Origin of the sequence: Nonomuraea sp. NPDC050394, from assembly GCF_044459065.1 — a bacterium.
Lineage (GTDB): Bacteria > Actinomycetota > Actinomycetes > Streptosporangiales > Streptosporangiaceae > Nonomuraea.
The window spans coordinates 4687-24932 of sequence record NZ_JBITIO010000015.1; the positions used below are offsets into that span (position 1 = coordinate 4687).

General features: G+C 72.7%; 20 protein-coding genes. 7 read left to right on the plus strand and 13 right to left on the minus strand.

Annotated elements, in window-relative coordinates; all coding sequences use genetic code 11:
- Positions 1-232: 232 nt before the first annotated feature.
- Positions 233-3556, minus strand: a complete 3324-nt coding sequence (locus ACIBKY_RS41940; RefSeq protein ID WP_397106023.1) for a BTAD domain-containing putative transcriptional regulator — start codon at positions 3554-3556, stop codon at positions 233-235.
- Positions 3557-3640: 84 nt separating this feature from the next.
- Here ACIBKY_RS41940 and ACIBKY_RS41945 point away from each other — a divergent pair, with 84 nt between their 5' ends.
- Positions 3641-4177 carry a hypothetical protein gene (locus tag ACIBKY_RS41945; protein ID WP_397106025.1) on the plus strand — a complete coding sequence of 179 codons (537 nt, stop codon included), beginning with the start codon at positions 3641-3643 and terminating at the stop codon, positions 4175-4177.
- Here the strand turns inward: ACIBKY_RS41945 and ACIBKY_RS41950 are convergent.
- Positions 4162-4956 (minus strand): DUF4097 family beta strand repeat-containing protein, encoded by a 795-nt coding sequence (locus tag ACIBKY_RS41950; protein WP_397106027.1) that lies wholly within the window; start codon positions 4954-4956, stop codon positions 4162-4164. The genes ACIBKY_RS41945 and ACIBKY_RS41950 overlap by 16 nt on opposite strands.
- 77 nt (positions 4957-5033) lie before the next feature.
- Between ACIBKY_RS41950 and ACIBKY_RS41955 the strand changes: the two genes are divergently transcribed.
- On the plus strand, positions 5034-5756 hold the full coding sequence (locus tag ACIBKY_RS41955; protein ID WP_397106029.1) for a TetR/AcrR family transcriptional regulator: 723 nt from the start codon (positions 5034-5036) through the stop codon (positions 5754-5756).
- A gap of 49 nt (positions 5757-5805) precedes the next feature.
- Complete coding sequence (locus ACIBKY_RS41960) at positions 5806-6303, plus strand: DUF1707 domain-containing protein (protein WP_397106031.1); 498 nt, start codon at positions 5806-5808, stop codon at positions 6301-6303.
- Between the two features lie 7 nt (positions 6304-6310).
- Here the strand turns inward: ACIBKY_RS41960 and ACIBKY_RS41965 are convergent, their stop codons facing one another.
- The 8 genes from ACIBKY_RS41965 to ACIBKY_RS42000 all read right to left on the minus strand — a co-directional run bounded on the left by ACIBKY_RS41965 (position 6311) and on the right by ACIBKY_RS42000 (position 12552).
- A complete protein-coding gene (locus ACIBKY_RS41965; protein WP_397106033.1) occupies positions 6311-6571 on the minus strand; it encodes a hypothetical protein in 261 nt (86 codons plus the stop codon).
- Between the two features lie 5 nt (positions 6572-6576).
- Positions 6577-6990 carry a CBS domain-containing protein gene (locus ACIBKY_RS41970; protein ID WP_397106035.1) on the minus strand — a complete coding sequence of 138 codons (414 nt, stop codon included), beginning with the start codon at positions 6988-6990 and terminating at the stop codon, positions 6577-6579.
- 71 nt (positions 6991-7061) lie between these two features.
- Entirely contained in the window at positions 7062-7736 is a 675-nt protein-coding gene (locus tag ACIBKY_RS41975) for a DUF6766 family protein (protein ID WP_397106037.1), read from the minus strand.
- 84 nt (positions 7737-7820) lie between these two features.
- Complete coding sequence (locus ACIBKY_RS41980) at positions 7821-8201, minus strand: hypothetical protein (RefSeq protein ID WP_397106039.1); 381 nt, start codon at positions 8199-8201, stop codon at positions 7821-7823.
- Between the two features lie 28 nt (positions 8202-8229).
- Positions 8230-9222 (minus strand): SDR family oxidoreductase, encoded by a 993-nt coding sequence (locus tag ACIBKY_RS41985; RefSeq protein WP_397106041.1) that lies wholly within the window; start codon positions 9220-9222, stop codon positions 8230-8232.
- 65 nt (positions 9223-9287) lie between these two features.
- Positions 9288-9662: a PRC-barrel domain containing protein gene (locus ACIBKY_RS41990; RefSeq protein ID WP_397106043.1), complete on the minus strand. Its 375-nt coding sequence runs from the start codon at positions 9660-9662 to the stop codon at positions 9288-9290.
- A gap of 55 nt (positions 9663-9717) precedes the next feature.
- Positions 9718-11526: a polysaccharide lyase 8 family protein gene (locus ACIBKY_RS41995; protein ID WP_397106045.1), complete on the minus strand. Its 1809-nt coding sequence runs from the start codon at positions 11524-11526 to the stop codon at positions 9718-9720.
- A 3-nt stretch (positions 11527-11529) separates the two neighbouring features.
- A complete protein-coding gene (locus ACIBKY_RS42000) occupies positions 11530-12552 on the minus strand; it encodes a sensor histidine kinase (RefSeq protein WP_397106047.1) in 1023 nt (340 codons plus the stop codon).
- 7 nt (positions 12553-12559) lie between these two features.
- Here ACIBKY_RS42000 and ACIBKY_RS42005 point away from each other — a divergent pair, with 7 nt between their 5' ends.
- Together ACIBKY_RS42005 and ACIBKY_RS42010 are read left to right on the plus strand one after the other, a co-directional pair.
- On the plus strand, positions 12560-13162 hold the full coding sequence (locus tag ACIBKY_RS42005) for a LuxR C-terminal-related transcriptional regulator (protein ID WP_397106049.1): 603 nt from the start codon (positions 12560-12562) through the stop codon (positions 13160-13162).
- Positions 13163-13210: 48 nt separating this feature from the next.
- A complete protein-coding gene (locus ACIBKY_RS42010) occupies positions 13211-14167 on the plus strand; it encodes a glycerophosphodiester phosphodiesterase family protein (RefSeq protein ID WP_397106051.1) in 957 nt (318 codons plus the stop codon).
- Here ACIBKY_RS42010 and ACIBKY_RS42015 read toward each other — a convergent pair.
- Together ACIBKY_RS42015 and ACIBKY_RS42020 are read right to left on the minus strand one after the other, a co-directional pair.
- A complete protein-coding gene (locus ACIBKY_RS42015; protein WP_397106053.1) occupies positions 14164-15675 on the minus strand; it encodes an NAD(P)-binding domain-containing protein in 1512 nt (503 codons plus the stop codon). The two genes, ACIBKY_RS42010 and ACIBKY_RS42015, sit on opposite strands and share 4 nt — an antisense overlap.
- Before the next feature lie 40 nt (positions 15676-15715).
- Entirely contained in the window at positions 15716-16609 is an 894-nt protein-coding gene (locus ACIBKY_RS42020) for a DUF1702 family protein (protein WP_397106055.1), read from the minus strand.
- Positions 16610-16728: 119 nt separating this feature from the next.
- Between ACIBKY_RS42020 and ACIBKY_RS42025 the strand changes: the two genes are divergently transcribed.
- On the plus strand, positions 16729-17253 hold the full coding sequence (locus tag ACIBKY_RS42025; RefSeq protein WP_397106057.1) for an RNA polymerase sigma factor: 525 nt from the start codon (positions 16729-16731) through the stop codon (positions 17251-17253).
- Complete coding sequence (locus ACIBKY_RS42030) at positions 17240-17686, plus strand: hypothetical protein (RefSeq protein WP_397106059.1); 447 nt, start codon at positions 17240-17242, stop codon at positions 17684-17686. The genes ACIBKY_RS42025 and ACIBKY_RS42030 overlap by 14 nt, the downstream gene beginning before the upstream one ends.
- Here the strand turns inward: ACIBKY_RS42030 and ACIBKY_RS42035 are convergent.
- Positions 17679-20228 (minus strand): AAA family ATPase, encoded by a 2550-nt coding sequence (locus ACIBKY_RS42035; RefSeq protein ID WP_397106061.1) that lies wholly within the window; start codon positions 20226-20228, stop codon positions 17679-17681. The genes ACIBKY_RS42030 and ACIBKY_RS42035 overlap by 8 nt on opposite strands.
- Between the last annotated feature and the right edge of the window lie 18 nt (positions 20229-20246).

The following is a 20246-nucleotide window of genomic DNA, read 5'->3' on the forward strand; positions in this document are numbered from 1 at the left end:
TTACGGCTGTGCCAGCGGCCGCTCGCGGCCCGTTACGGGTTGTGGTGGCGGCTGATCGCGGCCCCGTTACGGGTTGTGGTGGCGGCTGATTGCGGCCCGTTACGGGTTGTGGTGGCGGCTGATCGCGGCCCCGTTACGGCTGTGCCAGCGGCCGCTCGCGGCCCGTTACGGGTTGTGGTGGCGGCTGATCGCGGCCCCGTTACGGGTTGTGGTGGCGGCTGATTGCGGCTCGTTACGGTTGTGGCGGGGGCTGGTTGGCCAGGTTGGTCAGCCAGCTCAGCGCGTCCCGCCGTGGCAGAGTGGCGCCACGGGTGAACGCTGTCCGGTACCCGTTCTCCCCCAGTGCCTTGGTGAGGCGGTCGATCAGGTCGCGGGTCTCCGGGTCGTGGTGGTGGAGTTCGCCGCGGATCACGAAGGCTGTTCCCAGTGCGACGGCCGCAGGTTCGGGCTTGTCCTCCAGTGACAGCACCCCGGCTACCATCTCGGCCGCCCACGCGAGGCCTTCGGCGTTGCCGTACGACAGGACTCCGTGGATCGCGGCGGGCAGGAGAGCGCGTGCCGCGGGTGCGTCACCGGCGGCGACCCGGACCGACAGGCGCGCCCCGGCCAGCAGGTCCCTTTCCATCGCCTCGGGGTACAGCATCCGGTGCAGCAGCGGCTGCATCTGGTCCAGGATCTGGTCCGCCTGTTCGTGGTCGCCCTCCCTTCGGTGCGTGGCGGCGATGTGGGCCAGCAGGCTGTTCTCCATGCGCCGGTGTCCCAGGGTCTGGGCCTGCTGGCGGGCGGCCTTCAGGTTGCGGCGGGCGCCGTCCAGGTCGCCGGTGCGCATGCGGGCCAACGAGAGCGCGGTCCAGGTGTCGTGCAGGTGCTCCTCGGTGCCGAGCTCGGTGGCGATCGCGAGCGCCCGCTCGAACCGGGTGATGGCCTGGGTGTGGTCGCCGGTGAGGGTGTGTTCGCGGCCGAGGCTGAGGTTGCTCATCACCAGGCCCCACCGGTCGCCGATCTCTTCGAAGCCGCGCAGCGCGGCCCTGCGGGAGGCGGCGCCGGAGTGCGGGTCGCCCTGCTCGGTCAGGAGGAAGTCGTGGGCCAGGTGGCCGCTCGCCCGTACCCAGGGATCGGGGTGATCCAGGGCCGCTTGGACGTCGCCGGCCAGGTGGGAGATCCGCAGCAGGGGCAGGGTGGGGTGGAAGGCCAGGACTGCGGCGTTGTCGGTGTCGGTGTCGGGTTGCGGGAGTTCGTCGGACGGCTTCGCCGAGGCCAGCCGGATCACCTGGAAGGCGGCGCGGGTCGCCTCGGGCAGGTCGAGGGCCAGCACTTCGCCCAGGAACGTCTCGAACTGGTTGCTCATGCCTCTGATGCCCCAGTACCAGAACAGGGCTCGGACGAAGCGGGCCGCGGCGTGGGTGTCGCCGGCCGTCAGGACGCCGCGCAGGGCGTGCACCAGGTTGTCGTGCTCGGCGTCGAAGACCGCGATCGCCGCCAGTTGTTCGCGTCGGCGTAGCAGCGGCTCCTGTTCCTCCGCCAGGGCCAGGTAGTAGGCGGTGAACCGGCCGGAGAGGTCCTCGCCGGACTCGGCCTGGCGGGCTGCGGCATAGGCACGGATGGTCTCCAGCATGTCGTAGCGCTCGCCGTCCTGCCGGACCAGCGACTTCTCTACGAGAGAGCCGGCCACGTACACCACGTCCCCGCCCGACAGGGAGCCGCCAGGCAACAAACCACCAGACGCGGAACCACCAGGCGAAAAGCCTCCGGGCAACAAACCGCCGGACGAGGAAGCACCGGACGCGGAACCACCGGGCAACAAGCCTCCGGGCAACAGACCCCCGGACGAGGACCCACCGGACGCAGAACCACCGGGCAACACACCACCGGACGCAGAACCAGGCGACGAACCGCTGGGCGGGGAGTCGGTGCAGATGGTCTCCAGGGCGCGCAGGGTGGCGCCGCCCGGGAACGTGGACAGGCGGCGGGCCAGGGCGCGTTCCCGCTCGTCCAGCAACTCCCAGCTCCACTCCACCACGGCGAGCAGCGTGCGCTGGCGGGGTAGGGCGGCGCGGCTGCCCGAGGTCAGCAGCCGGAAGCGGTCGTCAAGGCGGCGGGCGATCTGGTCAACGCCCATGGAACGCATCCTGGCCGCGGCCAGCTCCAACGCCAGAGGCATACCGTCGAGCCGCCGGCAGATCTCCACCACGTCGCCGGCCGTCCCGGCATCGAGGGTGAAGCCGGGACGCACGCCGGCGGCCCGTTCCACGAACAACCGCACGGCCCCGGACGCGGCGGCGACGGTGAGTTCGGGGTCGTCGGGCGGCAGTTCCAGCGGCCCCAGGTGGCACAGCACCTCGCCGGTGATCGCCAGCGGTTCGCGGGTGGTCGTCAGGATCCGCAGCTGTGGCAGCCGGTCGAGCAGCCGCGCGGCCAGGGTGGCGGCGGCTTCGACCACGTGCTCGCAGTTGTCCAGGACAAGGAGGGCGTCGCCGACGTCGAGCAGGTCGGCCAGCCGGTCGATCGGGGTGGCCTGCTGCCTGCCGCCGTCGTTGAGGCCGCTGAGCGCGCCGAGCACCGCGTCGGGGAGCCGGTCGTCGACGCCGGCCAGCGGCACGAACCACACCCTGCCCTGCCCGTGCGCGCGGTCCACGGCGGCGGCCTCCAGTGCCAGCCGCGTCTTGCCCGCGCCCCCCGGCCCGACGATCGTGACCAGCCGGGCCGCGGCCAGCAGCTCGGCCAGCCGGGCCAGCTCGCGCTCGCGTCCGACGAAGCTGGTCAGCGTAGCGGGCAGCCGCGCCGGCGCGGCCTGTCCACTCTGCGGTACGGCGGGCCGCCCGAGCTCACCACGCAGCAGGGCGAGGTGGGTTTCCCGGAGTTCGGGGGACGGGTCGACGCCGAGTTCGTCGGCCAGCCGGGCGCGGATCTCCTCGTAGGCCGCCAGCGCGTCGGACTGCCGGCCGGATGCCGACAGGGCCCGCACGCGCAGCTCGGCAAGACGTTCGCTGAGCGGGCCGGCGGCGGCCGCGGTCTCGATGTCGGCCAGCACGTCGGCGTGGCGGCCGAGCCGTACCTCGGCATCGAAGCGATCTTCGGTGGCGGCGGCGCGCAGGCCGTCGAGGCGGGTGGCGAGGTTGCGGGCGAACGGCGCGTCGAGGACGTCGGCGAGGGCGGGTCCCCGCCACAGGCCGAGCGCGGCGCCGAGCAGCGTGGCGGCCTCCCTGGCCCGTCCGGCGACGAGCTCGCGGCGGCCTTGGGCGGCGAGTTCCTCGAAGCGGTGGACGTCGACGTCCTCGGCGCGCACGGGCACGCGGTAGCCGCCCGCCACGAGTTCGACCGCGGCCACCTCGCCGAGGGACTTGCGCAGCCGTGACACCAAGCCCTGCAGCGCCCCGGCCGCGCCCGCGGGTGCGTCCTCGCCCCAGAGGTCGTCGATCAGGGCCTCGGCGGGCACCGGACGGCCGGTCGCGAGCGCGAGCCTGGCCAGCAGCATGCGCAGCCGCACGCCGCCGATCTCGACCGGCGCCGTGTCCCCGTCAAACGCCTGAACCGCACCAAGCAGGACAACTCGCACGTGCGTAGCTTGCCACGGGCGCCCTCAGCGGCGTGACAGCGCCGTGAGAGCGCCGTATCAGCGGGCCACGCGACCGTCACCGTCATGGACATCACCAAGAACCACCTTCTCGCCGGCATCCTTCAGCTGCTGTACGCCCTGGCGTTCCTGATCGCCCCGGTCGCCGGCCTCGTCTACGGCGCCGACGTGCAGGCGGCGGCCGAGGCCGAACTGATCGGGCAGGGCCTGTCGCCGTCGGTCCTGGCGGAGAACAACGTCCACTTCGACGAGGGCGGCTACGCGCTGCTCGTGCCCGTCGGCACCGCGGTCGTCGTCGCGGTCCTGGGCGCGCTCAACCTGGCGGGCAGGCGCGCGGGCTGGATCCTCACCCTGATCGCGCAACCCCTCTTCCTCGTGATGGACGTCCTCGTCATCCTCAGCCAGTTGTCGAAGGTGGAGTACCTCCAGAACGTCCTGGGCGCCGGCGCGGACGCGCGCGCGGTCGTGGACGCGACCTCGGACGCCTATCCGGACTGGGTGTTCGTCCTGACCGAGGGCCGTATGTTCTTCACGCCGGTGGCCGCGCCAGCCGTGATCGTTCTGCTCCTCCTTCCGTCGACCCGTGCCTACTTCCGCAGGTGAGCCGCGCGGCGGACCACCACGTTGCCGTGTGTGGTCGAGGCGTGGATCTCGATGTTCTCCTCGGCCGGCTCGGGCGGCGGCTCCGCCTCCAGCAGGTCGCGGACGGCGCCGTAGGTGGAGCCGAGACTCAGCAGGGCGGCGCTGCCCTCCCTGACGCCCACGTCGACCGCCCCCGAGCCGGTGGTGAGCGTGACGAGGCCACGGACCACCTCGCCGATCCTGATGTCGCCGTGCGCGGTCGTCACCTCGACGTCGGCGTGGGCCCGCTCGACCACGATCCGCCCGTTGGCGGCGCGGACCCGCAGGCTGCCGGTGACCTCGCCGAGGCACAGGTCGCCGCTGGGCAGCTTGATCACGGCGTCCCCCTCGACCGCGGCGACACACACGTGACCCGAACCCGACTCCAGGTGGAGCCCGGCGGTCTGGTCGAGCTGGATCTCACCATGAGTGGTGCGAATCCTGGTCTCCCCGACTCGGCCATGGCTCCGCACCTGGCCGGTGGACAGGTCGATCTCCAGGCCGGAGCCTTCGGGCAGCCGGATCTCCACCTCGACGGCGCCGGTGCGGTGCCGCCACAGGCGCGGCGTGTGTACCTTCAGGTGGCCGCCGGAGTACTCCACCTCGGTCAGGCCGGCCGCGGTGGCGTCGTCGTCGTTGGCCGGGTCGAGCGGGTTCACCCTGACCCGCGTGTCGGCGCGGCGCTCCGCCACGAGCCGAACATCTCCCGCCGCGAGATCGATCGCGGCTTGGATGGGTTCCGGGGTGTCGAAGGAATTCACACCGTGCACTTTAGGCGAACAGTGTACTCGTTGGCAATCACGCCGTGCACTAGAATGACCGCGACCAGGGAGAGAGCATGCAAGAACAGAGCCCGTCGGTGTGGACGCGCCCGTCCAAGAAGTCGCCCACGCTCACCCGCGATCTGATCGTCGCCACGGCGATCCGCGTCCTGGACGCCGAGGGACTGGAGGCGCTGAGCATGCGGCGCCTCGGCGCGGAGCTTGGCACCGCCGCCACCGCGTTCTACCGCCACGTGGCCAGCAAGGACGAACTGATCGAGCTGGTCGTCGACCAGATCTACGCCGAGATCGAGATCACCGACAGCGGCGACCCGGCCGACTGGCGCACGCCCACGCTCGCCTGCGCCCACAGCCTGCGCGCGGCGATCCTGCGCCACCCCTGGTCCGCACAGCTGTTCGGCGCGGCCGGCCTGTCGTACCTCGGCCCGAACACCATGGAAACGACCGATCGCATGATCGGCATCCTCGAGAACGCCGGCTTCCCGCTGGAGGCCGCCAACCGCGCGCTGAGCACCGTCGCGTCCTACGTCACCGGTGTCACCACGTCCGAGGCGGCGGTGCTGTCGCTGATGGCACGCAACAGCCTGAACCAGGAGGATTGGGTGGCGCTCATGTGGCCGGTCGCCGAGCGGGCCGCCCAGCCGTACCCGCGGCTGCGCCGCCTCTACGCCGCCCAGCACGCCGCCGGCGTCAGCGTCGATTCCGCGCGCGAGGACCAGTTCTCCTTCGGCCTGCGCCACATTCTCGACAGCCTGGAGTCCGAGCGCACTACCGGATGATGCATGGCACCATTATGGTGTCTGTATGACACCATGAAGGGAGGTCGTCATGCCCCTGTCCGAGGCCGAGCGCGACCAGGCCGTCCAGAGGCTCCAGGACGCCTACGCGGAGGGCCACCTCGACTCCGCCGAGATGGAAGTGCGCCTGGAGCAGGCCCTCACCGCCCGCTCCCCCAGCACGCTGGCCACGGCGCTGGCCGAACTGCCCGACGAGCGGGTTGAGCTGGTCTCCACGGGGGGCCGCATCCGCCGCTCGGGCGCGTGGCGCGTCCCCCGCTCGCTGCGGATCATCGGCGAGTACGGCGGCGCCAACCTCGACCTGTCCGCCGCCGACATCCGCCACTCGGTCATCGAGATCGAAGTCCAGCTGGCCTACGGCTCGGTCCTCCTCACCCTGCCGAAGCGGGCGAGCGTCGACTACGACCGGGTACGCCTCACCTGGGGCGCCGCCACCCATCGCCCGCCCCGCAACCCGGGCCCGAGCACGCTGCACGTCCAGGTGAGCGGCGAACTCGGCTACGGCCGCCTCAAGATCCGCCACCGCTGAGGGACTCTCATCCGGCCTCTCCGGTGCCACGGGCGCGCTGCCCGCGAACGGCCAGGACCATGTCCACGACCGTGGCCACGATCACCACCCCGGCCCCGACGGCCAGCAGCGGGATGCCCAGCAGCAGGCCCGCCACGCCGAGCACGACGGCGAAGATCAGGATGAACGAACCCACCCTGATGTGCACCACGTCACGCGGGGTGGCACTGGCCATCGGCTTGCCCTCGGGCGAACGCTCGGGCGGACGGTAATCCTCGTTGTGCGTCATGGTCATCAACTCGCAATCGCGCTCATCAGATCCCCCACCGGGGCGTCCGGCAGGGCGCGGGCGACGTCGGCCAGGGCGACGATGCCGACCAGGCGGTGGCCGTCGAGGACGGGCAGCCGCCTGACCTTGTACGCGGCCATCGTGCGCAGGATCTCCCTGGCATCGTCGTCGGCACCGACCGTGACCGGCCGGCCCCGGGCCAGCTCGCCCGTACGGCAGGAGTCGGGGTCCTTGCCGGTCGCCAGGACCTTCACGACGATGTCCCGGTCGGTCAGCATCCCCCGGAGCCGCTCGTCCGACCCGCAGATCGGCAGGGAGCCGACGTCGAGACTGGCCATCTTCTCCGCGGCCTCGGACACGCTGGCGTCGGCGGCGATGCACTCCGCGCCGGGTGTCATGATCTCTCGTGCGGTCAGCATGTCCCTCCTCGGACAGATCGGACTGATCGGACGGATCGGACGGATCGGTAAGTGCCCCACCTACCCCCGCGCTAGCTCTCCACACCGGTCGCCGCATGCCCGGCGCCCACCGGCTTGGACTCGGGCGAGCCACGCTGGCGCAGGTAGACCGCGAGCACGATCATCGACAGCACGGCCAGAAACTCCGACTGCCAGTTCTGCAGGGTGCGGTTCCAGAAGTCCGCGGACAGCACGTAGCCGCTCCAGCCGACCGGGTCCAGCAACTGGGAAAGGCGCTCGTTGTTGTACGCCGCCGTCCCCGCCACCGACTGCGCGAACCAGGAGGCGGCGAAGACCAGCCCCATCACCCAGCCGAGCGAGTTGGAGTAGAGGCTGCGGCGCAAACCGCCGGCCTTGGCCCAGGCGGGGCTGTCCGGCCGGGCGAAGGGCCCGATCCGCTGCTCCCGGTCGCTCTGGCCGCCTTCCTCCCCCGGCGGCTTCGACTCCGGCGAACCACGCTGCACCAGCCAGATCGTGACCATGATGAACAACAGGAACTGCAGGTACTCCGACTGCCAGTTCTCCGCCACGTCCACGGCGAAGTCGCTGCTCGTGACGTAGTCCGCCCACGTGACGGGCAGTCCGCCCTCGGTCAGTTGCCTGGCGTTGTAGTCGGCGGTCCCGGCGAACGACTGCCCCACCAGCGCGGCGGCGAAGGCCAGCAGGAAGAACAGGCTCAGCGCGTTGCCCCTGACGAAGCCTCTCATCGGCCCAGCACCCCCAGCGCGATCATGTAGGCCAGGCCCACGACGATGATGGCGAGCGTCGTGACGAACATGATCCGCATGCGCTCACCCCTCGATCTCGCACCGGTACGGCAGGCCGGGCCGGGGCTCACACCCGGCGGCCCTGACCCGCCACCCGTCGGCGAACCGGTGCAGGAAGACGGTGTCGGCGGCCAGCCGTACCTGGGCCTCGTCGCCGTAGACGCGCGGACCGCCCAGCGGCGCTCCCCCGCGCAGGTCCAGGTCGAGAACGGCCTTCGGACAGGTGTCGCCACCCTTCTCCAAACCCTCCTCGGCCCGCGGCGAGAGCAGGGCGCAGGCTCGCGCGCCGTCCCCGGCGGCGACGGCGGCGTAGAAGCCGTCCGCGGCCTCGGTCACCCCGCCGCCCTGCTGCGAAGAACAGGCCGTGATCACCAGTGCCACCAGCAGCAACAGCAATCTGCTCATGACAGGTGGCTACCCATGGTCGCGCTGTTTAACGGAGCGCCCGCCAGCCCAGGTAGGCGGCGGCAGCGGCGCCGAGTGCGAGCGCGCCGCGGTGGCGGGCGAGCCAGACCTGAAGATTGCGGGGGTGGCTGCGTTCGTCGAAGCGGCCGTGCGCCCCGCGGGACCGCTCGTCGTCGACCGGTTTCCACAGGTTGTGGACACCGCTGGGCGCCTCGCCGGCGATCTGCTGCGAGTCGACTGCGGTACGGGCCAGGTAGCGGTCCAGCGCTCCGGCCGCGAACTTCTGCGCCAGGATCATGGCCGCCGTGGTGGCGCCGACCCAGTACTCGCGGCGGCGCGGGTGCTCGGCGGCGTAGACCATGGCACGGGCGGCGACCTCGGGCTGGTAGATCGGCGGCACCGGCCGCGGGTGGCGGCCCAGCCTGGCCAGTACCCAGTCGAACTGCGGGGTGTTGAGCGCGGGCAACTGCACCATCGTGACCTGGATGTCGCTCTTCTCGTGCAGCAGTTCGGTGCGGACGGACTCGGTGAAGCCCTTGATGGCGTGTTTGGCGGCGCAGTGGGCGGACTGCAGGGGGACGGCCCTGTAGGTGAGCGCCGATCCGGCCTGGACGATGACGCCGTGGCCGCGGGGGCGCATGAGGTCGAGTGCCACGCGGGTGCCCCAGACGTAGCCGAGGTAGGTGACGCGGGTGGCGCGCTCGTACTCCTCGGGCCGGATGTCCCAGAACTTGGCGAACACCGAGGAGAAGGCGACGTTCATCCACACCTCGATCGGGCCCAGGTCGGCCTCGATCCGCTGCGCGGCCTGCCGTACCTGGTCATAGTCGGCGACGTCGGCCTCGTAGACGAGACCCTCGCCGCCCGCGACGCCGACCTCCACCGACGCCTCGGCCAGGCCCGCCGTGCCGCGCGCGATCAGCGCGACGGTGGCGCCGCGCGTGCCCAGCTCCCGCACCACGGCGCGGCCGACACCGCCGCTGGCGCCGGTCACCACGACCACCTTTCCCCGCAGATCCATGGAAACCTCCTCAGAGACAGGGGAGGGGCAGGCCGCGAGCGCGGCCTGCCCCTGGGTTTCGCGCATTACAGAGGGCCGGGACCGTACGGGGGGAACTTCCCGTAGTAGGTGCCTATCTGGTCCCGGTAGACGGATTCCTTGTAGTTCGACGCGTCGAACTCGGGCGCGTCCTTGATCTCCTGCTTGGTGCGGGAGACGTGGACTCTCTTCTCCTGCGGATCCACCCTGATGACGACGCTGGCCGGAAGCATGACCTTCTTGCCGAAGATCCACGGGCCGGTGTCGACGACGATGTAGCTCTCGCCGACCTCGTAACTCGCCTCGTCGACCGAACCGATCTTGCCGTCGGTCGCCTCGACGGTGTATCCGGCGAGATCCATGGTGCCGCCGGTTCCGTATACGTCCTGGTGGTAGGCCCACAGGTTCGGGTCAGGCTGCATGACTGCTCCTTTCCTTGGGTTGCGGACGCACATCCGGCTACCCGGCGGCAGACGGTTAAACGGGGAGCGTCACGGTCCGGGGCTCGGGGAGGCCATCGAAGACGAGGACGTGCCGGTTCCAGACGACGGTCAGACCAGCCAGTTCGCGGCGCGGGTCGGCGACCGTGAGGGTGGCGGTGCCGTCGCCCTTCTCCCTGACGAGGACCGCGCACGGGGCGGAGGCGGTCAGCGGGCCGACGGTGCCGGGCTGCCAGAAGTTGGCCGCGGTCAGGCCCAGCCCCGGCACGTGTACGGCCTGCTGCCTGTTCGTGTTGGCCAGGACGTGCAGCCAGGTGGACGCGGCGGCACGGGCCCGCGTGGCGGCCTCGGAGGCGCCGGGCAACAGGGCGTAGGCGTAGCCGGCGTCCGCGGGGTCGGTGCCGTGGTCCAGCCAGAGCGTCACGTACCGCTCGTCGCGCCCGATCTTCGGCTGGGCATCGTCCAGGACGACGTAACCGGCGTGGTCGTCCAGGTGGAACCAGCCCGCACGGCGGTCCACGGCCAGGGTGGCGCCGGTCCTGCGGTTGTCCACGATGGTCTCGACGGGTACGCCGTCGCGGCAGGCGATCCCGGCACCCAGGCAGACCACGGCGTCGTCGAGGAAGAACCACGACTTGAACGCCTCCAGTGAACTTTCCAGGCCGGACAGGTGGTGGCCGACGGTGGCGTACGTGCCGTCGGTGGCGCCGCCGACCCAGCGCCACGGGGTGAGGGTCTCGCCCCACGCGGTCCCGGCGCCGTCGGGCAGGCGGCGGGTGGAGACCGTGGTGCCGGGCAGCCGGTAGGGGTCGACGCTCTGCCAGAAGCCGTCCGCGTACTGGGCGGGGTGCTGCGGGGTCCACCAGTAGAGCATTCCGGCGCCGGTGTGCCAGCCGCGCAGGTTCTCGCCGTTGCCGTGCTCGTAGTGGCCGATCCGGTGCGAGCTCATGCTGAGCGCCGCGCACCAGCCCGGCGCCCGGTGGACGGCGCGGGCGCTCATCGGCATCAGCACGTGGCCGGGCGGCTCGGCACGCGCCACGACCCGGTCGTCGTCGAGCAGGCCCCAGCCCTTGACCATGCCGCGCCAGCGGGCCCGCTCGGCGGCACCGGCCGTCTCGCCGAGCAGCAGCACGGCCTGGGCGATCTCGCGGGCTCTGCGCCGGGCGCCGTCCGGGTGCCTGCCGACGCTTCTGCCCCGGACGAGGTCCATGCACAGGCCCTGATGGATGAAAGGGGCGAAGGAGCGCTCGACGCTGTCGTGGACGATCTGCCGGTCGGCGATCTCCCAGGGGGTGCCGCGCAGCACGGCGAAGAGCCTGGCCAGGCCGGACAGCAGCACCGCGCCGTAGCCGCCCTGGTAGGGGACCCAGGAGTGCTGGATGAAGGAGCCGTCGCGGTAGAAGCCATCGCCTTCGGTGACGTAGCGCAGGACCGGCGCGAGCCCGGCGACCGCTCTGGCCGCCCGGTCGCGGTCCCGGCCGAGGACGGCGCGCAGCAACAGGACCGTGCACAGGTCCACGCGGTTGGCGCCGGTGCTGGTGCCGTCGTAGTCGTCGAGCACGCTCTCCGGGACGAAGTGGTCGACCGCCTCCGGCAGCAGCGTCCCCCGATAGCCGGTACGCATCGCGCTGTCGAGAAGCCGCTTGGGCACACCGATCTGCCAGCGCCACCAGTTGCCCTCGGGGTCGGCGCCGGGAGCGTAGGCCCGCCGGATGTATCCGTCGATGTCGTGGACCACCGGGCCCGTGGCCAGCTCTTGCCACCGCCGCCTGACCACCTCGAACGGGTCGTCCGCCGGGAGCAGCGCGGCGGCGCCCAGCAGGAGCATCGCGCGTCTGGACAGCACCGGCTACTCCGGGAAGGTCGCGGTCACGACCCACCGCTCGCCGTCCCGGCCGTACACGAGGGCGCCGCCGTACTCCTGGAGATCGGCGGCCAGGCTGCGCAGGCCGTAACCGCCGCTCCCGGCCCGCCGCGCCCGCACAGGGGTGCTGACGATCGTCAGCACCCGCCCCTCGACCAGGTACTCCACCCGCGCGCCCGGCCCGCCGTGCCGCAGCGCGTTCGTCGCCGTCTCCCCGACCAGCCGGTGGAAGACATCCGCGAGCGGCGGCGCGAGATCCATCGGCGGTACGGCAGGCACGTCCAGCCCCGCGGCCCGCAACCGGCTGAGATGAGCGGAAAGCTCCGCCCCCGATGCGTCCCGCCGGTCGAGATCGGCGATGGCGTCGCGGACCTCGGCCAGCGCCGTACGCCCCGCCGACAGCACGCGGTCCACCCGCTCGCGCTCCGGCGGCGCGAAGGCGGCCGTGTGCCGCAGCGCCTCGGTCTGGACGAGCATCACGGTGACGGTCCCGGCCAGCGTGTCGTGCAGCCGCCTGGCCAGCCGTTCGCGCTCGGCCGACTCCGCGCGCAGCCGCGCCTGCCCGGCGGCGGCGGCCGCCAGCGCGGCCCGCTCACGCGCGTGCTGGCCGCGTTCGACCCCGGTCACCCACACGACGGTGAACGACACGAGGCTGATCAGCCCGCCCTCGACCGGCCCGCGCAGGGTGGCGTCCGAGATCGACAGCGCGAGCGCCGCGGCCGCGCACAGCCAGATCCGCACGCTCCTGCCGCCGCTCCCGGCCGCGGCGTGCAGCGCGAGCATGGCGGGAAGATAGCCCACCACCCGCCACATCCCGAGCCGCAGGTGCACGAGCGTGGCCAGCGCGACCACGACGAGCACGAGCGCGGGGTACCTGCGCCGCCAGGCGAGCGGCACGATCTGCGCCAGTCCGAGCGGCGCCGAGACGGCCGCGCCGCTGATCACGAAGAGCCCGGCCAGGAGTCCGGCGAGCGAGAGTTCCAGCCAGAGCCGGGCATCTCGTAGCATCGGCCGCGTGATCAGGCTCGTCATCGTCGATGACCAGGCGCTCGTCCGGGAGGGCATGTCCCTCATTCTCGGGGCACAACCTGACATCGAGGTGGTCGCCGCCGTGGAAGACGGGCCGGACCTTCTCGCCTTCCTCGCGGCCGGCGAGGCGGACGTGATCCTGCTGGACCTGTACCTGCCGGGTACGGACGGCATCACGCTGCTGCGCGAGCACCTGCCCAGGCCGCGGCCACGCGTGCTGATGCTGACCACGGTCGGCAGGGCCGCGGAGATCCAGCGCGCCCTGGCCGCCGGGGCGGACGGCTTCGTACTGAAGGACGCCACCGGCGAGGAACTCGCCGCGGCCGTAAGGGGCGCGCACGCCGGCGTCACCACGCTGAGCGCCTCGGCCGGCCGGTTGCTGGCCCGCGCGCGACCGCCCGGCCTGGAGGCGCTCACCGCCAGGGAACGGGAGGTCCTGGACCTGGTGGCCGAGGGCCTGGCGAACCGGGACATCGCCCGCAGGCTGGGCCTGGCCGAGCGCACCGTCAAGGCGCACGTCAGCAACGTGCTGGCCAAGCTGGGCGTCACCAGCCGCACCCAGGCCGTGCGGCTCGTACCAAGGGACTAGTCCTTTGGCCGGTTGCGGGCCGGACCGGCCCGGCGCGATCGTCGTGCGGTGCCGAAACGCCGCATCGCCCTCGTCGTGCTCCTGGGTCTCGTCGCGCTCGTCTACGCGGGCAACCGCTCGTGGAGCACGCCGGACGAGCCGCCGCTGCTGCTGGCCCACCGCGGGATGGCGCAGACGTTCGGGTTCGCGGGCCTGACCGGCGACACCTGTACGGCAGAGCGCGTCCACCCACCGCGTCACCCCTACCTGGAGAACACCCTGGAGTCCATGCGCGCCGCCTTCGCGGCCGGAGCCGACGTGGTCGAGTTCGACGTCCAGGTGACGAAGGACGACAAGATCGCCGTCTTCCACGACCACCTCCTGGAGTGCCGCACGGACGGCCGGGGCGCGGTCCGCGACCACACGATGGCCGAACTGCGCCGCCTGGACGTCGGCCACGGCTACACCCCCGACGGCGGCAGGACCTTCCCCTTCCGCGGCAAGGGCGCGGGCCTGATGCCGGCTCTGGAGGAGGTCCTGGACGCCTTCCCCGGCAGGGAACTGCTGCTGCACATCAAGAGCGACGACCCGGCCGACGGCGAGAAGGTGGCCGCCGCCCTGCCCCCGGAACGCCGCTCGAAGATCACCGTCTACGGCGGCGACGCCTCGGTCGCCGCCTACGCCGCCAAGGCGCCCGGCGCCAGGGTCGCCTCCCGGGCCATCATGGAACGCTGCGGCCTGCGCTACCTCGCGACCGGCTGGACCGGCCTGGTCCCCGCGGCCTGCCGGAACATCCAGCTCCACCTCCCGGAGGGCTACGCCCCCTGGCTGTGGGGCTGGCCGCACAAGTTCGTCGAGCGGATGCGCGCCCACGGCACCCGCGTCGTCCTCGTCGCGGGAGACGGCGGCTGGTCGGAGGGCTTCGACACCCCGGCCGACCTGGAACGCCTGCCGGACGGCTACGCGGGCGGCGTCTGGACGAACCGGATCGACGTGGTGGCCCCGCCCCTGCGCCAGGGACGCTAGAGCTGCCCGGCCAGAAACCCGGTGAGCGGCGCGACGTGCCTGACCGGATCGCGCCACCGAGCCCGCAGATCCTCCAGCAGGTGCTTCTCCGCCACCAGCGCCCCGCCCCGCCACCGGCGGACGACCGGATGCAGGAAGGCGCTCTCCTCGGCCCGATCCGGCTCGGGATGCCGCTGGATGGCGAAGACGTCCGGCTGGTCGCGCGGCCCCCAGCGCAGCGTGAGCGTGAGCAGATCGTGGAACCGCCCGGCCGCGTAGTCCTCGGGCAGGTCCTCGTAGTGCTCGATCCGGCCGCCCTCGATGACGTAGGCGTCGCAGAGGTACTCGAACTGGGTCCACAGCGCCGAGCTCCAGTTCGCCCGGTCCAGCATGTACGCGCACAGCCCGCCCGCGTCCGCCGGCGCGGGCCTGTGCTCCAGCGGCGCCCCGTCGAAGCGCTCGGCCAGCAGCCGGTCCAGCGTGCGCAGGTTGTAGCGGAAGCCGTCGATGAAGGCCGAGGAGGCGTGCTTGACGTCGCGCCCCTGCATCAGCGTCCCGGCGAAGTACAGCCCGTCGACGTTGACCGACTGGAAGTCCGGCCGGATGGCCGGGATCCGCCCGTTCTCGTGCGGGTACGGCACGCTGCCTTCACCGAACACGCCCTTGTCCATGGTGAACCCGGTGCACCGCAGGACCGCGTCGTAGTCGAGCAGCGCCCGCTCCCCGTCGGCCAGCGTGTAGGTGATGGCGACCTTGAAGACGCCGTCCTGCCGCCAGATCCGGTCGATCTCGCACTCCAGGACCGCGTGCAGGGTCTTGAACCAGTAGCTGTCGAGGAAGGCGCCGTACTGCCCGCGAACGTCGCCGGGGTGCTTGCTGCGCCAGGCCAGCCGTAAGGGGTGGGGGCTGGCCAGGTGGACGATGTCGGCGTGCGGCAGCAGCGCCTGCGCGGTCTCGAACGCCGAGTTGCCCTTGCCGATGACCAGCACCCGCTGCCCGGCGAAGCGCGCGCCGTCGGTCTCCATGTCCTCGTAGCCGACCGCGTGCTCGATCCCGGGGATCTCCGGAACGTACGGCCCGCCCCACCCCGTGGCCACGACGACGCACTCGGCCCGGTAGACCTGCTCGCCGGCCCGCACCACGAAGCCGTCCTCCTCGCGCCGGATCTCCGTGACCGGCGTGGAGTAGCGCACGTTCAGCGCGTGCTTGGCCGCGAAGTCGGCGAGGTAGCGGGTCAGGTCGTCGGCCGAGGGCAGGTATTCGGCCGAGTACGCGGGGAACAGCAGCTCCGGCGCGTCGTTGAGCAGCGAGTTCCAGTCCCAGCGCAGCCGGATCTCCGGATCGTCGTCGCCCACGTGGACCTTGTTGAGCGAGATCAGCCTGCGGTGGCGGGGATAGTGCCGGAAGAAGGCCCCCGGTCCCGCCTCCCGCTCCAGCGTCACGTAGTCCGCGCCGCGACGGTGCAGGAAGTAGCTGAGCTGGAGTCCGCCTGGACCGGCGCCGACGACGAGATAGCGGTAGGTCTGCACACCCGTAGGTTCTGCGGGCCGCCCGGAGCGGTCAACCCCCTCAGGAACGCACGTTTCTCCGCGATCCCCACAACCTGCGGATCTCCGCCCGCCAGAGCTGGAACTCCTGCGCGGTGTGGCCGCGGCCGCGCCGGGCCTGCTCGGCCCACGCGGCCGCCCGCTCGGGTCCGGCTCCGGCCAGGATCTCGATCGCCTGCTCGGTGCGGGCGGGGACGAGACCGGAGCGCACCCTGGCGGCGGCGGCGAAGACGGCGCCCTGGGCGAGGTCGGCCCGGTTCTCGCCGGCGTGGCGGGCCAGCCGTACCAGGTCGTCGGGGGTGGCGCCGCCGACGTGGGCGGCGGCGAGGCCCGCGCCGCTCCACAGGTCGGCGTGCCGGTCGAGCGGGAAGGCGGCGATGTTCACGGCGAGGGCGTCCACGTCGGCGCACTCGCGAAACCACAGCGCCCGGCCGTAGCCCTGGTCGCGGATGGCCCGCCTGACCCCGTTGGTGGTCAGGCCCACGGGCCGGCGGAAGAAGGCCTGGTGGAAGCCATAGCCGTCCCAGCTCAGCCAGCGCAGCAGCGGGTCCAGCGCCCTGCGCATGGGCCACGGCCGCAGCCGGAGCCTGGCGAAGGCCCATCCGGCACCCAGATGGATCGGGTACGGGTGCTCACGCCCCCGCCCGGCCAGCAGCGCGGCCAGCCGCCTGCCGCCGGAAAGGGTCAGGACGTCGTGCATGGCACACGCCGTCCCCGCGCCTTCGTAGGCGAACCCCCGCAGCTCCGGCGCGAGGCCGGAGACGTCCATCCCGTCGGGACCCGCCTCGTTGGCGGCGTTGAACCCGGCCATGAAGGCCAGCCCGACGGCTTCCAGGTGGCCCCTCGCGGGCCCGAGCCGGAACCCGCGCCGCTCGAAATCGACCTGTCCGGCATCCTGACATAGGAGCTTTCTCATGCGTCCCCCCGCCAAGAAGGTAGGGACGTGACAGAGCGTGAACAAGCCTGCACACGACCGCATGAGGTGTTTATCGCCCCGGCATGAACCTTCCCGGACCATCACCCGACTGGACAGGCATGAGCGACGAGTTGCTGGTGGTCCGCTGCCAGCTCGGTGAGCGCGACGCGCTGGCCGAGCTGGTCAGAACATGGCACGAACCCGTCTGGACCTACGTCCGGCGCATGCTGGACGCCGAGCGGGCCGACGACGTCACCCAGGAGGTCTGGGTGGCGGTGCTGCGCGGCCTGCCCCGGCTGAAGGAGCCGGGCAGGTTCGCGCCGTGGCTGTTCACCATCGCGAGGCGGTCGGTCGCCGACCGGCTGCGCGCCGAGTACGCCCAGCCGGAGCCGCAGCCGCCCGTCCCGCAGAGTGACGCCTTCGAGGCGGCGCTCGACCGGGCCGCGCTCGTCGGCGCCCTGGCCGCGCTGCCCGTGCGGGAACGGGACGTGCTCGCGCTGTTCTACCTGGAGGACTTCTCCCTGGAGGACTGCGCGCAGATCTGCGGCGTACCGGTCGGCACCATCAAGTCACGGCTCAACCGCGCCCGTCGCCTGCTGTCGGAACACCTCACCCGAAAGGGACACGGCCATGAACTCGCCTGATGACATCATCGCCAAGTTGTCGCCCGTGCTGTCGCCGTGGCGGCGTGCCGGTGGGCTGGTCGCGCTGCTCGCCGGGCTCGCCGGCGCCGTCGCGCTGGGCTCGCTGTGGCTGACCGAGCCGGGGCCGCTCCCGGACCGCCTGCACCTCGCCTTCGCCTTGCTCCTCACCCTCTGCCTGGCCTGGGCCGGGTACGGCGGGTGGGTGCTGGCCCGGCGGACGCCCATGTTCGCGCTGGACCGGGTGGTCGCGGGCTGGCTCGCGGTCGCCGCCTCCACCATGACGGCGGTGCTCCTCGCCGTGCTCGCCGTCGTGCGCGACACACCCGTCCTGTTCGTGGTGGGGCCGCTGTGCGTGGCGGTCGCGGCGGTGGTGACGTTCCTGGCTCACCGCCGGCGCGACGCCCTGCTGCGCAGGAAGGCCGAGCTCAGCTGAACAGGTGGGCCAGCTCCGTCCTGGTGGCCACGCCGAGCTTGGGGAAGGCCCGGTAGAGGTGGTGGCCGACTGTCTTCGGGCTGAGGAAGAGCTGGGCACCGATCTCCTTGTTGGTGGCGCCCGTCGCGGCCAGCCGTACCACCTGCAGCTCTTGCGGGGTGAGGGCGGCCATCGCGTCGGGCGCGGCCCGCGCGGCGGTCTCGCCCGCCGCGCGCAGCTCGGCGCGGGCGTGCTCGGCCCACGGGTGCGCGCCCGCGCGCTCGAACGTCTCCAGCGCCGCCCGCAGCTGCGTGCGGGCCTCGGCCTTGCGCCGCTCACGGCGCAGCCACTCCCCGAACAGCAGCCTGCTGCGGGCCTGCTCGAAGGGCCTGGCCCCATCCCGTACGGCCAGCGCGAACTGCTCCTCGGGCTCCTCGGCCAGCAGGGCGCGGCAGCGGGCAAGCACCGCGTCGGCCCAGGGCTGACCGGCGGCCCGCGCCCACCGCTCGAAGCGCTCCAGCGGTTCGGTGGCCCGACCGGGACTGCCCAGCCTGACCGCCGCCTCGACCTGGTCGGGCGCGAAGTAGAGCGCGTGGTTCTGCCCGGTGAGCTGTTCCATGCGCTCCAGCGCCGCCTCGAAGCGGCCGCGCCCCAGGTCGAGCAGCGCGCCCGCCCGCTCGGCCCACTCGCCCTCGCCCTTCTCCTCCTCGCCGCGCACCGCCGCCAGCGCCGCGAGCAGGCCGCGCGCGTGGGCCTCGCGCCGGCGCTGTCCGGTGTCCCCGGCGATGCGGATGGTCTCGTCGACGCTGGCCGCCGCCTCGTGGAAGCGGCCCAGGAAGAACTCGGCCTCGGCCAGCGTTCCCAGCACTCCGGCCAGCCAGCCGATCATGCCGCGCCGCCGGAACTCGCCCGCGAGCACCAGCATCGTCTCGCGCGAGCGGGCGAAGTCGCCGCTGAAGAAGTCCACCATCACGGTCGCGAGCCGCTCGCCGACCAGGCCGGCGCGGCGCTGGGGCATCGCGGCCACGTTCTCGCGCAGGATCCGCAGGCCTTCTCCGGGATCGCCGGACATCAGCTCGGCCGCGCCGCCGATGGCCGCCGCCAGGGACTCCTGCCCCGGCAGCTCGGCCAGCAGGCCGTGCGCGCGCCGCATGCCCGCGGGGTCGGCGCGTGTCCAGGCCGCCCTGGCCGCGTCGGTGAGCAGCCGTACCCTGGCCTCGCCCTCGCCACGCCCGGCCGCCTCGATGAGGATCGTGTAGGCGGCTCCCGGGTCACCGTCCTCGAAGGCGACCTTGGCGCGCAACGTGGCCAGCGCGTCCGGGTCGCCGCTCAGCCGCAGCGCCTCCTCGACCAGGCCGCCCGCCCGTCCGTTCTGCCCGGCGTCCGTCGCGGTCTGCGCGGCCGCGGTCAGCCGGCGCAGCCGCCGCTCCGGGTCCGGTGTCAGGTGCGCGGCGCGTTCCAGGGCCGCCGCGGCGGCGGCGTACCCGGTGCGGTCGCGCGCACGCTCCGCCGCCGCCTCCAGTCCCGCCGCGACCTCCTCGTCCGGCCCGGTCGCCGCCGCGGCCAGGTGCCACGCCCGCCGGTCCGGATCGGCCGCGGTCGCCGCCAGAGCCCGGTGTACGGCCAGCCGCTCGACGAACCCGGCGCTCTGGTAGGCCGCCGCCCTGGTCAGCGAGTGCCGGAACGAGACCACGGAGCCCTGCACGCGCACCAGCCCCTCGGCCTGGGCCAGCGCGTCGTCGGGCAGCCCGAGCTCGCGCGTGGCGGCGAGGATCGTGCCCAGTTCGCCGGAGTCGGCCGCGGCGGCGACCACGAGCGCGCTGCGCGCCCGCGAGGGCAGGCCGGCGATGCGCTTCCCGAAGGCCTCCTGCAGGCGGCGGGGCAACGGCAGCGGCCCGACCTCCTCCGCCGCTGAGGCGGGCAGTTCGAGCAGGGCCAGCGGGTTGCCGCCCGACTCCTCGACCACCCGGTCTCTGACGTGGGGCGGCAGGCCGGGAAGGTGGCGGGCCAGCAGCGCGTGGGCCGCCGCCCGGTCGAGCCCCTCGACCCGCAGCTCGGGCAGCCCGGCCAGCGACGCCTCGTCACGGGCCGAGACCAGGATCACCACGCCCTCGGCGTGCAGGCGGCGGGCGGCGAACAGCAGGGCCTCGGCGGAGGCCTGGTCGAGCCACTGGGCGTCGTCGATCAGGCAGAGCAGGGGCGCGTTCTCGGCGAGCAGCGTCAGAGTGGCCAGGCCGATCATGAACCGGTCGGCCACGCCGTCGGTGGCCAGGCCGAACGCGGTGCGGACGGCGGCGGCCTGTGGTTCCGGGAGGGCCTCGAGGTGGTCGAGGAGAGGGAGCAGGATCTGGTGCAGGGCGGCGAAGGGCAGCTCCGACTCGCTCTCCACCGCCGATCCACGCAGGAGCGCGAACCCGTCGGCCACGGAACCGGCGTGCTCCAGCAGGGCGCTCTTGCCCACGCCGGGCTCGCCGCGCAGGACCAGCGCGCCGCTGCCGCCCTCGCGGGCCGTGCCGAGCAGCCGCTCGATCGCGGCCAGCTCGTCCTTTCTCCCCTGGAGCACGCCCCAGAACCTAGCAGG

Bases quoted from the DNA above. Each gene is read 5' to 3' on its own strand.
- ACIBKY_RS42020 (WP_397106055.1), bottom strand. From the start codon at position 16,609: ATGAGAAAGCTCCTATGTCAGGATGCCGGACAGGTCGATTTCGAGCGG.
- ACIBKY_RS41955 (WP_397106029.1), top strand. From the start codon at position 5,034: ATGCAAGAACAGAGCCCGTCGGTGTGGACGCGCCCGTCCAAGAAGTCG.
- ACIBKY_RS41990 (WP_397106043.1), bottom strand. From the start codon at position 9,662: ATGCAGCCTGACCCGAACCTGTGGGCCTACCACCAGGACGTATACGGA.
- ACIBKY_RS41965 (WP_397106033.1), bottom strand. From the start codon at position 6,571: ATGACGCACAACGAGGATTACCGTCCGCCCGAGCGTTCGCCCGAGGGC.
- ACIBKY_RS42025 (WP_397106057.1), top strand. From the start codon at position 16,729: ATGAGCGACGAGTTGCTGGTGGTCCGCTGCCAGCTCGGTGAGCGCGAC.
- ACIBKY_RS42000 (WP_397106047.1), bottom strand. From the start codon at position 12,552: ATGCTACGAGATGCCCGGCTCTGGCTGGAACTCTCGCTCGCCGGACTC.
- ACIBKY_RS41980 (WP_397106039.1), bottom strand. From the start codon at position 8,201: ATGAGCAGATTGCTGTTGCTGCTGGTGGCACTGGTGATCACGGCCTGT.
- ACIBKY_RS41970 (WP_397106035.1), bottom strand. From the start codon at position 6,990: ATGCTGACCGCACGAGAGATCATGACACCCGGCGCGGAGTGCATCGCC.
- ACIBKY_RS42030 (WP_397106059.1), top strand. From the start codon at position 17,240: ATGAACTCGCCTGATGACATCATCGCCAAGTTGTCGCCCGTGCTGTCG.
- ACIBKY_RS41985 (WP_397106041.1), bottom strand. From the start codon at position 9,222: ATGGATCTGCGGGGAAAGGTGGTCGTGGTGACCGGCGCCAGCGGCGGT.
- ACIBKY_RS41945 (WP_397106025.1), top strand. From the start codon at position 3,641: ATGGACATCACCAAGAACCACCTTCTCGCCGGCATCCTTCAGCTGCTG.
- ACIBKY_RS41960 (WP_397106031.1), top strand. From the start codon at position 5,806: ATGCCCCTGTCCGAGGCCGAGCGCGACCAGGCCGTCCAGAGGCTCCAG.
- ACIBKY_RS41975 (WP_397106037.1), bottom strand. From the start codon at position 7,736: ATGAGAGGCTTCGTCAGGGGCAACGCGCTGAGCCTGTTCTTCCTGCTG.